General features: G+C 65.8%; 10 protein-coding genes and 1 tRNA gene. 8 read left to right on the top strand and 3 right to left on the bottom strand.

What is annotated here, in order from left to right; all coding sequences use genetic code 11:
• From galE to D619_RS15825, 6 genes are all read left to right on the top strand, one after another.
• Nucleotides 1–1,038, top strand: coding sequence for a UDP-glucose 4-epimerase GalE (galE, locus tag D619_RS0106435; RefSeq protein ID WP_017667755.1), 1,038 nt, complete (start codon nt 1–3; stop codon nt 1,036–1,038).
• A gap of 108 nt (nt 1,039–1,146) precedes the next feature.
• Nucleotides 1,147–2,079 (top strand): UDP-2,3-diacylglucosamine diphosphatase, encoded by a 933-nt coding sequence (locus D619_RS15830; RefSeq protein ID WP_017667754.1) that lies wholly within the window; start codon nt 1,147–1,149, stop codon nt 2,077–2,079.
• Between the two features lie 10 nt (nt 2,080–2,089).
• A complete protein-coding gene (locus D619_RS0106425) occupies nt 2,090–3,178 on the top strand; it encodes a glycosyltransferase (RefSeq protein WP_017667753.1) in 1,089 nt (362 codons plus the stop codon).
• 58 nt (nt 3,179–3,236) lie between these two features.
• Entirely contained in the window at nt 3,237–4,520 is a 1,284-nt protein-coding gene (locus D619_RS0106420) for an amidohydrolase family protein (protein ID WP_017667752.1), read from the top strand.
• Nucleotides 4,520–6,568: a penicillin acylase family protein gene (locus D619_RS0106415; RefSeq protein WP_017667751.1), complete on the top strand. Its 2,049-nt coding sequence runs from the start codon at nt 4,520–4,522 to the stop codon at nt 6,566–6,568. Before D619_RS0106420 ends, D619_RS0106415 begins: the two co-directional genes overlap by 1 nt.
• A 58-nt stretch (nt 6,569–6,626) precedes the next feature.
• Entirely contained in the window at nt 6,627–7,487 is an 861-nt protein-coding gene (locus tag D619_RS15825; RefSeq protein ID WP_017667750.1) for a MurR/RpiR family transcriptional regulator, read from the top strand.
• Here the strand turns inward: D619_RS15825 and D619_RS15820 are convergent.
• Nucleotides 7,432–8,079 carry an RNA pseudouridine synthase gene (locus D619_RS15820; RefSeq protein ID WP_017667749.1) on the bottom strand — a complete coding sequence of 216 codons (648 nt, stop codon included), beginning with the start codon at nt 8,077–8,079 and terminating at the stop codon, nt 7,432–7,434. The genes D619_RS15825 and D619_RS15820 overlap by 56 nt on opposite strands.
• A 104-nt stretch (nt 8,080–8,183) precedes the next feature.
• On the opposite strand from D619_RS15820, the gene D619_RS0106400 reads away from it, so the two are divergent.
• Nucleotides 8,184–10,358: a flagellin gene (locus D619_RS0106400; RefSeq protein ID WP_017667748.1), complete on the top strand. Its 2,175-nt coding sequence runs from the start codon at nt 8,184–8,186 to the stop codon at nt 10,356–10,358.
• 101 nt (nt 10,359–10,459) lie between these two features.
• Here D619_RS0106400 and D619_RS0106395 read toward each other — a convergent pair whose 3' ends face one another.
• The gene (locus tag D619_RS0106395; RefSeq protein WP_017667747.1) at nt 10,460–12,019 is read right to left on the bottom strand and encodes an AMP-binding protein; all 1,560 of its coding nucleotides are present in this window, start codon (nt 12,017–12,019) and stop codon (nt 10,460–10,462) included.
• 165 nt (nt 12,020–12,184) lie between these two features.
• Here D619_RS0106395 and D619_RS0106390 point away from each other — a divergent pair.
• Nucleotides 12,185–12,275, top strand: a tRNA-Ser gene (locus tag D619_RS0106390).
• 307 nt (nt 12,276–12,582) lie between these two features.
• Here D619_RS0106390 and D619_RS15815 read toward each other — a convergent pair.
• Nucleotides 12,583–14,607: a TonB-dependent receptor gene (locus D619_RS15815; RefSeq protein WP_017667746.1), complete on the bottom strand. Its 2,025-nt coding sequence runs from the start codon at nt 14,605–14,607 to the stop codon at nt 12,583–12,585.
• Nucleotides 14,608–14,658 lie beyond the last annotated feature (51 nt).

The following is a 14,658-nucleotide window of genomic DNA, read 5'->3' as shown; positions in this document are numbered from 1 at the left end:
ATGAACGCCATCCTGCCCCTGATCCCCGAAACCGAATTGCCGCCCGTGCTGGTCACCGGCGGGGCGGGCTATATCGGCAGCAATGCGGCGCTCGCCCTGATCGATCGCGGCGTGAAGACGGTGGTGCTCGACAGCCTGGTTACCGGCAGCCGCGCGCTGGTGCCGGCCGGCGCCATCTTCGTCGAAGGCCGCGCCGGGGATCAGGCGCTGGTGGAACGGGTGATCCGCGACCAGGGCATTGGCGCCGTGCTGCATTTCGCCGCCCGCATTTCGGTGGCGGAATCGGTGGAGCAGCCGGCGCTCTATTACCGCGAGAATTTCGGCGAGACGCTCAGCCTGGCGCAAACCGCGCTGGCCTGCGGCATCGGCGCGTTCGTGATGTCGTCCACTGCGGCGGTTTATGGCGATGGCGATGGCCAGCCGCTCGCCGTCACGGCGCCGGTTGCACCGATCAATCCCTATGGCTGGTCCAAGGCCTTTGCCGAACGCGCGCTGGCCGACATGGTGGCGGCCAACCGCAATTTCTCGGTGGCCTGCCCGCGCTATTTCAATGTCGCCGGCGCTGATCCCCTCATGCGCTCCGGCCAGGCCAGCCTGCATCCGCATCACCTGATCGAACTGGCCTGCCACGTGCTCACCGGCCAGCGGGAACGCTTCACCATCTTTGGCCGCGATTATCCCACCCGCGATGGCAGCGGCGTGCGCGATTATGTGCATGTCACCGATCTGGCCGACGCGCACATCCTGCTGCTGCGCGCCTGCCTGGCCGATCCGGGCCAATATCACGCGGTGAACCTGGGCTATGGCCAGGGCGCCTCGGTGATCGAGGTGCTCGACGCGCTGGAAGCCGTGTCGGGCACCGCCATCCCGCGCCATGACGGCCCGCGCCGCGCCGGCGACCCGGCGGTGCTGGTGGCCCACAGCCAGGCCCGCGAACTGCTGGGTTGGCAGCCCCGCTTTGCCGATCTGGAGACCATGGTCGGTCACGCCCTGGCCTGGGAACGGCGCAGGCTTGCCCTGGGTGTCGCCAACCGCTGACACAAGTCTGCAACGATAACGCCACATCGTTGCAATGCCATCGCCACACCCCTGTCACTGCCTGTCGCTAATGCGTCCGGGCAAGGATAAGCCACAGAGGGGTTTCCGATGGCGTCTTTGCCGCTGGCCGTTGCCGATCATTTGCTCTGGCGCGAGCCGGTCCCCGCTTCGCCACCGCCGTTCCGCCTGCCGCTGGCCTGCCCGGCCTTCCTGTCCGACGATGACGAGCGCACCGCCAGCGGCAAGCTCAAGTTGCGCACGGTGTGGATTTCCGATGTCCACCTCGGCACGCCGGGCTGCAACGCCGATCTGCTGCTGGATTTCCTGAAGTCGATCCAGCCCGAAACCCTCTACCTGGTGGGTGACATCATCGACGGCTGGAAGCTGAAGCGTGGCTGGTTCTGGCCGCCGCGCCACAACGACGTGGTGCGCCGCGTGCTGAAGATGGCGGCCAAGGGCACCCGCGTCATTTTCATCCCCGGCAACCATGATGAATTCCTGCGCCCCTATGCCGGCCTGGGTTTCGGCGGCGTGGAAATCGCGCTGGAAGCCATTCACACCACCGCTGATGGCCGCCGCCTGCTGGTCTGCCACGGCGATGAATTCGATGGCGTCGTGCTTTACCACCGCTGGCTCGCCTGGGCCGGCGACATTGGCTACGAACTGCTGCTGAAATTGAACCGCCACTACAACCGTGCCCGGCAACAGCTGGGCCTGCCCTATTGGTCGATCTCCGCCCACATCAAGAAGAAGGTGAAGAACGCCGTCGCCTTCATCGGCCGGTTCGAAGAAGCCGTGGCCGAAGCCGCCCGCCTGCGCGGCCTGGATGGCGTGGTGTGCGGCCATATCCATTCGGCCGAAATCCGCGAATTTGGCGGCATCATCTACATGAACGATGGCGACTGGGTGGAAAGCTGCACGGCGCTGGCCGAGCACGCCGATGGCCGCATGGAGATCATCGATTGGGCCGAACACACACGCCAGGCCGCCGATCAGCGCGCCATGCCGGCCCAGAAGACGCCGGTCGCGTTGGCCGCCTGAAGGAACGATCATGCTGAAACTCACGCTCGTCACCGACGCCTGGGAACCCCAGGTCAATGGCGTTGTCCGCACGCTTTCCACCACCATCCGCCTGCTCGCGATGCGCGGCGTGCGGGTGCAGGTGATCTCGCCCGATCAATATTGGTCGGTGCCGATGCCCAGCTATCCCGAAATCCGGCTGGCGATGACCACCCAGCGCCGCATCGGCAAGCAGATCCGCGCCTTTGCCCCCGATGCGCTGCACATTGCCACCGAAGGCCCGCTCGGCTGGCACGCCCGCGGCTGGGCGATGAAGCAGGGCATGGCCTTCACCACCAGTTTCCACACGCGTTTCCCCGATTATGTGTCGGCGCGCATCGGCATCAACCCCGAACGCGTGTGGCGCGTGCTGCGCCGCTTCCACGGCGCGGCCAGCGCGGTGATGGTCGCCACCCCGCGCCTCGCCGATGAATTGGCCAGCCACGGCATCACCCAGACTCGTTTCTGGTCGCGCGGCGTTGATGTCTCGCAGTTCCGCCCCGAAATCGCGCCGCACCCGGTCTATGCCGGGCTCAAGGGCCCGGTGGCGCTGCATGTTGGCCGGGTGGCGGTGGAAAAGAATATCGAGGCCTTCCTGGCCGCGCCCTGGGCCGGCGACAAGTTGGTGGTGGGCGATGGCCCGGCGCTGGATGCCCTGCAGCGCAAATATCCGGCGGCGCACTTTCTTGGCGCCCTGCACGGCGAGGCGCTGGCCAGTGCCTATGCCGGTGCCGATGTGCTGGCCTTCCCCAGCCGCACCGATACGTTCGGCCTGGTGATGATCGAGGCGCTGGCCAGCGGCACGCCGGTCGCCGGCTATCCGGTGCCTGGGCCCCTGGATGTGGTGGGTGCCGATGGCTTTGGTCCCGATGGTCGCGCGCCCGGCCGCATTGGCGCGGTGGCCCATGATCTGGGCGACGCCATGCGCGCTGCGCTGGCCGCCCGCCGTGCCGATTGCGTGGCGCACGGCCGCCGCTATGCGTGGGATGGTTGTGTCGATCAGTTCCTGGCGGCGCTGGTCACCGGCGATGGCCAGCCGGTGCCGTATCTGCCGGCGCCGGGCCTGCAATTGGTCGCCTGATCGGCTTGCCGTCCTTCCCGGCTGCCCCTATCGAAAGGGCAGACAGGGGAGATTTTCGATGAAGCGCATTGCCTTGGCCGTGGTGGCCTTGTTGTCGTCGGTGTCGGCCAGCGCCGAAACGCCCGATTCTGCTACAGTGGTAATCACCGCCGCGCGGATGCTGGATGTCGTCAGCGGCAAGATCGTCCAGAATCCGCAGATCGTCACCGAAAATGGCCGCATCACGCTGGTCACCACGTCGGATCGGCATGTCGTCACCGATGCCAGGCGCATCGATCTGGGCGATCTCACCATCCTGCCCGGCCTGATCGACATGCATGTCCACCTCACCAGCGATCCCACCCTGTCGGGCATGCAGGCGCTCAGCTATCCGGGCTCCTTCTGGACCGTGCTGGGCACTGCCATGGCCAAGCGCACCATCGAGGCCGGCTTTACCACCGTGCGCAATGTCGGTTCGGCCGATTATGCCGATCTTGGCCTGAAAATGGCAATCGAGCGCGGTGCCATCCCCGGCCCGCGCATCGTGCCCGCCACCTATTCGATCGGCGCCACCGGTGGGCACTGCGACAGCAACGAACTGCCGGCCAATTATGTCTTCGATCGCCCCGGCATCGCCGATGGCCCCGATGGCGTGCGCCAGAAGGTGCGCGAACTGCACCGGCGCGGCGCCGAAGTGATCAAATATTGCGCCACCGGCGGCGTCTTCTCGATCGGCACCAGCGTGGGCGCCCAGCAGTACACCCAGGCCGAAATGAACGCGCTGGTGGATGAGGCGCACATGCTGGGCCTGAAGGTTGCGGCCCACGCCCATGGCACCAACGGCATCAAGGCCGCGATCCGCGCCGGAGTGGATACGGTGGAACATGTCAGCTTCGCCGATGCCGAGGCGTTTGAACTGGCGAAGAAGGCCGGCACCTGGTTTTCCATGGATATCTACAACGATGATTATATCCTGGCCGAAGGCGCAAAGAACGGCGTGCCGGAATCCAGCCTGGCCAAGGAACGCGAGGTCGGCCTGCGCCAGCGCCAGACCTTCCAGGCGGCGTGGAAGGCCGGCGTGAAGATGGCGTTCGGCAGCGATGCCGGCGTCTATCCGCACGGCGACAATGCCCGCCAGTTCGCCAAGATGGTGGAATGGGGGATGACACCGATCGACGCCATCCGCGCCGCCACGGTCAAAGCCGCCGAGGCGCTGGGCCGCGAGGCAGACGTGGGCCAGATCGCACCCGGCCGCTATGCCGACATCATCGCGGTGGCGGGTGATCCCACGAAGGACGTGAACCTGCTGCGCGATGTGAAAGCCGTGGTGAAGGGCGGATCGCTGGTGAAAGACGCCCGCTGATGCCGCGTTGGTTCACCGCCCTGTTCTGGAGCAGCATCGCCATCGCGGCGGTGGTGGTGGGGCTATCGACGTGGGACGCGTTCAGCGCCAGCCCGCCAGATGCCGATCCAGTGCGGGTGCGAACCGTGCGCATCGAGCGCGACAAATGGGGCGTGCCGCATATCCACGGCAAGACCGATGCCGATGTCGCCTATGGCATCGCGGTTGCCCATGCCGAGGATGATTTCCGCAACCTCGAAGAGATACTCGCCGCCGTGCGCGGCCGCGCCGGAGCGATCCTTGGCCAGGATGGCGCTGTCCTCGATTATGCCGGCCAGGTGTTCGATGCACAGGCGGTGGCGGATCGCGGCTATAGCAGCCTGTCGCCAGCCACCCGCATGCTGGTTGAAGCCTATGCGCAGGGGCTGAACGATTATGCCCGCAGCCACGCCCATGAACAGCGGTTGCAGGGCCTTTTTCCCGTCACCGGCAAGGATATCGTCGCCGGCTTCGTGCTGCGCTTCCCCTTCTTCTTCGGCATGGAACGCGTGCTGGGGCCGTTGGTGGAAGGCAAGTCGCCGCCTCGCGATGCCGGCCCTGCCGATGAGCGCGGCAGCAATGGCTTTGCCGTCTCTGCGGCGCGGTCGGACGATGCCACCACCCGCCTGATCGTCAACAGCCACCAGCCCTGGGAAGGCGGTGTGAGCTGGTGGGAAGTGGTGGTGCACAGTGATGAAGGCTGGAATTTTGCCGGCGGCCTGTTTCCCGGCGCGCCGTTCCCGCTGCATGGTCACAACAAGGATCTGGGCTGGGCCCTCACGGTCAACCGGCCCGATCTGATCGACGTCTACAAGCTGACGTTGAATGCAGATCGCACCCAGTATCGGCTGGACGGCAAATGGCTGCCGCTGGAAGCAAAACGCGTCTGGTTGCGGGTGAAGTTCGGCCCGCTGGTGCTGCCGATCCCGCGCACCGTCTATCGCAGCCGCCACGGCGCGGTGATCCTGAATGAAAAGGGCGGCTTTGCCATTCGCCACGCCGGCATCGGTGAAGTCGCGGCGGTGGAGCAACTGTACCGGATGAACAAGGCGAAGGATTTTGACGGGTGGCGCTCAGTGATGGCCATGCAGGCCGTGCCGTCCCTGAACGTCATCTATGCCGATGCCGCCGGCCATGTCGGCATGTTCTACAACGCCAAGTTCCCCGATCGCCGCCCTGGCTTCGACTGGCGGGGCGTGCTGCCCGGCGACACGTCGGCCACGCTGTGGACCGGCTATCGGCCGTGGGCCACCAACCCGATGGTGGTCGATCCCAAGGCCGGCTGGGTCGCCAACGCCAATAATGTGCCGTGGGTAAGCACGGCTGCCGGCGAGAGCCCGCAGGCCGGTGATTTCCCCGCCGAGCTGGGCATCGAAACCCACAAGACCAACCGCATGTACCGCTTTGCCGAAGAGTTCGCCGCCATCAATGGCCCGGTCAGCCGCGCCGCGCTGCTGCGCATCAAGTTCGACAAGGGCTACAGCCGCGCCTCGCCGGCTGGCCAATGGATGCAAAAGGTGCTGGCGGTGAACACGACCGGCAAGCCTGATCTCGCCGCGGCGCAGGCGCTGCTGCAACGCTGGGACCGGACGGTGGACGGTGTGGGCCCGGCCGACAGCCTGGCCATCGCGGTGATGACCAGCGCCGCCAAGGAAGTCGATCGCGGCGAACCGCTGCCGCCGGCCGAACCCAGGCTGCGCGAGGTTGTGACTGCGCTGAAGGCTACATTTGGCCGGCTGGATGTGCCGCTGGGCGAATATCAGCGCCTGCGCCATGGATCGAAGGACCTGCCGGTTTATGGCGGACCGGACACGCTGCGCGCCATCTATGCCCAAACGGGTGCGGACGGCCGGCGGGTGGCCAACAATGGCGACGGCTTCATGATGCTGGTGGAATGGCCGGTGGGCAAGGCGGTCCGGTCTCGCTCCATCCACCAATATGGCGCCGCCACCATCCGCCGCGCGTCGCCGCATTATGCCGATCAATCGCCGCTGTTCGTGCGCGAAGAGTGGAAGGACGTGAACTTCTGAGCTGGTGCCTTGTGATGCGCGCGCTTGCACGTCGCCGCCCGCCTGTTATCCATCGCACATGAGCAGCCGCGTCGCCCAACGCCTATCCGAACGATATGAGCATCTGACCGTATCCGAACGGATGATCGCCGGCTGGCTGGCCGACAATCTCGATCAGCTGCCGTTTGAAACCGCGGCGTCCATCGGCAACCGGGTTGGCGTTTCGGCGATGACCGTGGCGCGACTGGTGAAGAGCCTGGGCTATGACAATCTGGCCGCGCTGAAGGACGATCTGCGCGATGATGCCCGCGATGCGCCATGGCTGCTCACCCGGCCGGCGCCGAGTGCCGATGCCCGGTTGAAGGCCGAGACTGCCGCCATCGCCGGCGTCTACCGATTGGCCGAAACGCCAGAATGGGCCGCCATCGTCGCCCTGCTGGCCACCGCCCCGCGCATCCATGTCGCCGGCTTTCAGACGGAGGCTGGCCTCGCCGCCGGATTTGCCCGCCACTTGTCCTACGTGCGCCCGCAGGTGCAGGCGCTCGACATGGCGGCCGGCATCATGGACGTGCTGGTCGATGCCGGGCCGGATGACGTGTTCCTGACCATCGATGTGCGCCGTTATTCCCGCCAGTTCCGCCTGCTGGCTGAACGTGTCGCCGCCAGTGGCCGCCCGCTGGTGGTGATCACCGATCCCTATTGCCCGTGGGCGCGTGATCTGACGCCGCACATCCTCACCGCCGAAGTGGCGCTGGGCCATTTCTGGGACATGAACTCGGCGCTGGCCTCGCTGTTGAACCTGCTGGTCGATGGCGTGGTGCAGAAGATCGGGCCGGGCCAGGTGCACGAGCGGCTGGCCGTTCTGGCCGAAAACTACAGCGATTTCATCGGCTTTCAGGGTCGGGTGAAATCGGCCAACCCGCCGGCGGATCGCAGCTGACCGCAAGCCGCTGGCCGTCGGGCAGGGCAATCGCGAGGCTCCGGGCGTGCAGCCGCATCGGACCGATGCCATCCCCATAAACCGGATCACCTGCAATCGGGCAGCCGATGTGGGCGGCATGCACCCTGATCTGGTGGGTGCGCCCGGTTTCGGGGCGGAACTCCACCAGGCGCGTGGTGGCATCCAGAACCTGCCAATGGGTGCGCGCCGGTTTGCCATCGCGGCGCACCACCATGCGCCAGCCGGCTTCTGCGGTTGAAACCTTGATCAAGGGTGCATCCACCAACCCTTCGGCCGTGGCGGGCAGGGACGACACGATGGCCCAATAGACCTTCTCGGCCTTGCGCTCCTCAAACGCCGCGCTCAGCCATTTGGCGCCGCGCCGTGTGCGGGCAATGGCCAGGCAGCCCGACGTGTCGCGGTCCAGCCGGTGCGCCGCCACCGGCACAAAGCCGCCCACGGCCAGGGCCGGCAGATGCTCTTCGAGGCTGTGCGGCGTTTTCGGCCCCGGGTGCACGGCCAGGCCCGCCGGCTTGTCGATGATCACGACGTCGCGGCTGTCAAACAGGATGGGGATGGGGAAGTCGTTCAAATCATGACCATTTCAAAACGCGTTTAAGCGCTGTTCACGCTGTGCCGTTTCCAGTGCAGCGCCCCGCACCTTCTGCGGTGGCGGGAAGCGGGAGTAAACCCAAGATGACTGTGATCAACACCAACATCAGCGCGCTGACCGCCCAGAATGCGCAGCGCTATGCCAATAACATGATGGGCCTTGCGATGCAGCGCCTCTCGACCGGCCAACGCATCAACAGCGCCAAGGACGATGCCGCCGGCCTCGCCATCAGCCAGAAGATGACCGCCGATGTCCGCGGCCTCGCGGTCGCCATGCGCAACGCCGGCGACGGCATCAGCATGGCGCAGACGGCGGAAAGCGCCATGGGCGAAGTCACCAACATGCTGCAGCGCATGCGCGAACTGGCCGTGCAGTCGGCCAACGGCACGCTGACCGGCATCGATCGCCAAGCGGTGCAGGCCGAAGTCCGCCAGCTGATCGGCGAAGTCGACAATATCGGCGTGCGGACCAACTTCAACGGCCGCCGCCTGCTCGACGGTTCGGCCCAGAATGTCCGCCTTCAGACCGGCAGCCGCGCCGGCGAAACCGTGTCGTTCAGCCTGTCCTCGACCCGGGCGCGCGATCTCGGCCTCGGCTCCAGCCCGGCGCTGTCCGCCTCGGGCGCCTTTGAAGCCACCGCCGCCAACCTGGGCGCCAACCAGGCCCTGCAGGCCGGTGACCTCGTCATCAACGGCGTCACCATCGGTTCGTCGCTGTCGTCGGATGACAGCCTGTCGTCGGGCAACAAGGCGGCTTCGGCCGTTGCCAAGGCTGCTGCCATCAACCGCGCCACCGAACAGACCGGCGTGCGCGCTGTGGTCGGCCAGACGGTGATGACCGGTTCGGCCATGACCGCGGCCGCGCTCACCGGCACCGTGACGATCAACGGCGTCACCACCGCCTCGGTGAGCACCACCACCGATGCCGCCGAAAGCCGCCGCCTGGTGCGCGATGCCATCAACGCCATTTCCGGCCAGACCGGCGTGCGCGCTGTCGACACCGGCGATACCAATGGCGGCATCCGCCTGGAAGCCGATGACGGCCGCAACATCGAAGTGGCGGTGACGACGCTGACGGCCGCGGCAACCGGCCTGAAGGTCGGCGCCCAGTCGGGCAGCTTCAGCCTCGAAAGCACCAATGGTCAGCCGATCGAGATCAGCTCGGCCAACAGTGCCAGCGCCCGCATCAGCCGGGCTGGCCTGGCCGAAGGCACCTACGAACGCGGCGTGTCCACGGTCAGCACCGATGCCCGCGCCGTGGCGGTGGATGCCGCAGGTATCCGCAACCTCAACAACGGTGATCTTTCCATCAACGGTGTTGCCATCCGTGCCGCTGCGGCGGCCGACGACAATGTCTCCTCCACGGTGGCGGCTTCTTCGTCGAAATCGGCCAGCGCCATTGCCATCGCGGCGGCCATCAATGCCGCTTCGGCGCAGACTGGCGTTTCGGCCGTGGCCAATGATGTGACGCTCACCGCCAACACCACGGCCACCACGCTCACCGGCACCGGCGCGTCGGTGACGATCAACGGCGTGGCCATCACCATCGACGGCCTGGCCACCACCGATACCGCCCAGGCCCGCCGCGAGAAGGTGGCGGCTGCCATCAACAACTTCGGCGGCATGACCGGCGTGACGGCCAGCGACAACGGCCTTGGCGGCCTGGATCTCACCGCTGCCGATGGCCGCAACCTGTCGGTTGCCATCGTTGCCGGTGGCGCCACGGCAGCCGAACTCGGCCTGGGTGGCACGTCGGTGAAGGGCTCCGGCTCGGCCTATGCCATCGCGGCCACGGCGGCGACGGCGGAAACTGCCTATGGCACGGTGCGACTGGAATCGGCCAAGGCCATCGACGTGCGCGCCGGCAGCCAGGCCTTTGCAGCAGCGTCGAACTTCACGTCGCTGGGCTTCGAGGAAAACAGCTATGGCGCCTCCGCCGGTGGCCTGCGCATCTCGGACATCGACGTGTCGACCGCCGATGGCGCCACCGCGGCCCTGGATGCCATCGATACGGCGCTGAACAGCGTCAACCTCGATCGCGCCAACATCGGTGCCGTGCAGAACCGACTGGAAGCGGCGGTGAACAACCTGTCGTCGAACAGCACCAACCTGCAGGCCTCGCGCAGCCGGATCCAGGATACCGACTTCGCGATGGAATCGACCAACCTGGCGAAGAACCAGGTGCTCAGCCAGGCCGCGCAGGCGATGCTGGCCCGGGCCAACCAGTCGGCCCAGCAGGTCACCCAGCTGCTGCAGTAAGGCACGGGAGGGCCATCCCCCACAGGTGGGGGCTCGTCAGAAGGGGCGGCGCCGGCAAAGCGTCGCCCCTTTTCCGTGACTCCCCCCCGCCAGACGGCGGTTCAGCCGATCTTGCTCTTGTGGCCCGCCCAATAGGGGTCGCGCAGTTCGCGCTTGTAGAGTTTGCCCGTTGGCAAACGCGGCAACTGTTCGGTGAAATCGATCGAGCGCGGGCATTTGATATGGGCCATGTTGGCCCGGCAGAAAGCGATCAGTTCCGCCGCCAGGTCCGCGTCCGCCGTCACCCCCGGCGCTGCCTGCACCACGGCCTTCACCTCTTCGCCCAGATCCTCGTTGGGCACGCCGAACACGGCGGCATCGGTCACCTTGGGATGGGTGATCAGCAGGTTCTCGCACTCCTGCGGATAGATGTTCATGCCGCCCGAAATGATCATGAAGGTCTTGCGGTCGGTCAGGTGCAGAAAGCCATCGGCGTCGAGATAGCCAACGTCGCCGACCGTGGTCTTCGTCCCGTCGGCCGACCGGCTTTCGTTCGTCTTGTCGGCGTTTTCGAAATATTCGAACGGCGTCGCGGTGGTGAACCAGATCGTGCCCGGCTCACCCGGCGGCGTCGGCTGCATGTCGTCGTCCAATATGTGGATCTCGCCCAGCACCACGCGCCCCACCGTGCCCTTGTGGGCCTGCCATTCTTCCGTGTCGCAGGCCGTGAAGCCCAGGCCTTCGGTGGCACCATAATATTCGTGGATGATCGGTCCCCACCAGTCGATCATCGCCTCCTTCACCGGGATCGGGCAGGGGGCAGCGGCATGCACCACGGCTTCCAGCGAACTGAGGTCATGGCGGCGGCGCACATCCTCCGGCAGTTTCAGCATGCGGGAAAACATGGTCGGCACCAGCTGGCTGTGGGTGACGCGATAGCGTTCCACCAACTGCAGATAGGTTTCCGGGTTGAAGCTCTCCATGATGACCGCAGTGCCGCCCGCCATGATGGCCAGCGAGACTGCGGCCTGTGGCGCCGAGTGATAGAGCGGCGCCGGCGAGAGGTAGATCATCTGGTCCCGGCACCGCCACAGCTGGCTCAGGAAATCATAGAGCGGAATGCCTCCTCCCGGCTTCACCTCCGGCAACGGCCGCACGATGCCCTTCGGCCGGCCGGTGGTGCCCGAGGAATAGAGCATGGCGACGCCCAGCCATTCATCGGCAATCGGCGTATCGGGCATGGTGGCGACGGCGGCAGCGAGCGACATCACGCGGCCGCCATCGCTGGCCTCCCCCTCGCCATCCACCACCAGGCACAGCGCCACGCCCGGCGCCTGCGCCATCGCAGCGCGCGCCACCGCCAGCTTGGCCTGCGAGGTGATCAGGATCTTGGAACGGCTGTTCTGCAGGATATAGCCCAGCTCGTCGACGCCCAGATAGGAGTTGGTGGGCGTGTAATAGAGCCCGGCGCGCGCGCCGGCCCCGCAGCATTCGACATAATTGACATTGTTTTCCATATAGATGGCATAATGATCGCAGCGGTTCAGGCCCTGCTGGCGAAAGACATGCGCCAGGCGGTTGGTCCGCTGTTCCAGTTCGCCAAAACTGATGGTCTCGCCCGATCCCGCCATGATGACGGCAATCCGGCCTGGATCCGTTTGCGCAAATTTGCCTGGTATCATGATGCTCCCCCGCTCGTGACGTGCGAAGGGTCAGCGGCAATCACCCTGTTGTCAAGGAAGCTCGGGGAGTGGCAACGGCTGTGTATTGCGTTTTCTTTTTCAGCGAAGCGCCTGCAACGGTTTACGTGGCCTGCCCCGCTTGCTATCGGGCCCCTTCCAGTGCGCGGAGCGGTGGCCGAGTGGTCGAAGGCGCACGCCTGGAAAGTGTGTATGGGTCAAAAGCTCATCGAGGGTTCGAATCCCTCCCGCTCCGCCAAGATTTTCATATCATTGAAATAGTTGCCAGTTCGCTCAAAACACCCCCGTTCTTCAGGGGACGATTTTGCCAGTCTGGAATCGTGTCGAGAGGCTTCAGCCGCGCCCAGCGGTGAACCCAAGGTTCTGGCGCTGCGCTGCCCGTGAAGGCGTGATGCGCTTCACGTCCTTCAGGCGTTCAAGATTGAAGTCCGCTGGAGCTGAGCAATTGAGAATGTCCTGGACGATCGCGCTGCCATATCCCCGCTGGATGAAAATAGGGGAGAAGATCAGTGCACATTGATTGGTAACGCACCGCAGGGCAGCGGTCAGAAATCGGCGGTGAAATATATTTGGGTCACCCTGCCGGGCAGCACATTATAGGCATTTGCGCCACGTAGATCGAAGCCTTGGCTGTCGAAGAGGTTTGAGGTCTGAATGCGCAAGACGGCGTTGTTGCCGGCAATTTTGAAGCGATAGCGACCACCCAAATCGATCAGCGTGCGCGTGGGTACCGAAACCAGATTGTTGACCGTGGCGACCTCGGGCGAGCGATAAGATAGCTGAAGGTCGAGCGAGAGGCCTGGCGCGAAGCCGGGGCGCCAATCGGCCGCGAATTCGATGCGTTCCGAAATCGCGCCTACCGGCAGCCGCCCGACGATGCCGCGGCTGACGGCATCGCCGGTGACCCGGGGGCGCAGCAGCACGGCACCCACCACCACCGAAAGCTCCGGCGTCAGCGGCCCCGCGAAGCTGGCTTCGACCCCGCGATTGATCACGTTGCCGAGCACGTCGAAACGGCCATTGGCATCAAGGTTGAAATAGGGTTTCGACACGTCGAACAGGCCGGCAATCATGCGCATGCCGCCGCCCAGATCGATGCGGACGCCGGCATCATGCTGGCGGGTCTGAATGGCGGGCAGCGCTTCGTTGCGGTTGGCAGCGAAATTGGGAGCGACACCTGATTCCTCCAGCCCCGTCACGGCGCCGCCATAAAGGCTGATCCGGGGCGTGATCTGCACGGCTGCCGTCACGTTATAGAGCCAGGGCGCGGCATCGACCGCCGTGCGCGCGCCCGGAAATCCGATGCGTTTGGCATAATCGGACTTCTGCACACCCACCGACACTTCCCCAAGGCCGGCCCATTTGCCTTCATAGGCGATGCCGCCCGTCCATTGCCGGACATTGTCGCGTTGCTGGGGGCCGAAACCGAGGTTGGGCGGCGGCACGTCGGGCGCCACGCCGAGAATGTTGACGCTGCCGAGCTCCACGCTCTGCGAGCCGTCGAAGCGGCGAAAGGACTGGCGGCCACGGGCGGTGAGGTGGAAGGCATGGCGGCGCGGGCCTTCGTTGATGCGCCGCGTGAGCCGCAGCTCGCCGCTGGTGCTGGCGTTGAAGAGCGGAGGGTCGCCGGTCAGGCGCTGGCTGCCGCTGCCATCGAGGCTGACGATACGCACGACATTGGCGAACTGGCTGCGGATGGCGCGCTGGGAACGGAACAGGCCGACGCGCATTTGCCAACCCTCGGCAAGGGCCCAGTCGGTGACGATGCCGGCATTGATTTCGGTGTCGCTGCCGCGCGACCACCACGGGCCAAAGAACTGCCGGCGCGGCAGGCGCGGGGGGAGGAAATTGCCCTGCGGCACCGTTATCGGGCCGCGATCATCGATCAACGTGTCTTTCATCGTGACGAACGGCAGCACCGCCAGCCGGGCCGAAGGCTGCCATTGGCCGATCAGGGCAAGTTCATAGCTGTGATCGCGCGTCCGGTTGAAGCCATTTTCCAGTTCAAGTCCGGCGCCAACGCCAAGTGACAGGGTGGAAGACACCGGCAGCGTCGCATCGAATTCGGCGGTGGGTGTGTGCCAGCTGTTGTAGCCAACCAGCAGGCTGGCCGCCGCGTCGCGGCCCGGGCGGCGGATGCCGAGATCGACAATGCCGGTGGGAGCCGGGAAGGGGCTGCCCAGTGCCGATGGGCCCACGCGGATGGTGGTGGCGCGCACCAGCCGGCTGGATGGGATGGTGATCGGATCGAAATAGAGCCCGTCGATCCGCACATTGCCGGCAGCGACCGGGGAAAAGCCGCGCACGCGCTCACGGTTGTAGAGGCCCGAGATCTCGCGGCCAATGCTGGTGCCAAACGCATCGCCGGCCTGGCGAACGGCATTCTCGGCCGAACGGCTGCCGGTGGCGGCGACGATGACCGCCGGATCACCGGCAGGCGCCGTGGCCTGTGCGCGCAGTGCGGCCGGCGTGATCAGCGCGATCGCCAATCCCAGCAGCGACCCAGGCCGCCACGGCGAAAAGGGGCGTTGGCAGGCGCCATCGGTGTGCCGGCGCAGTGTGGCGATCATCTGGTCGTCCTCTGAGCGTCAGCTGGCAAAAGCGTCTTGCCAAGCGACCTA

Origin of the sequence: Sandarakinorhabdus sp. AAP62 (assembly GCF_000331225.1) — a bacterium.
Taxonomy (GTDB): Bacteria; Pseudomonadota; Alphaproteobacteria; order Sphingomonadales; family Sphingomonadaceae; genus Sandarakinorhabdus.
Note: the sequence above shows the minus strand (reverse complement) of the source record. Positions and strands in the feature narration are given on the sequence as shown.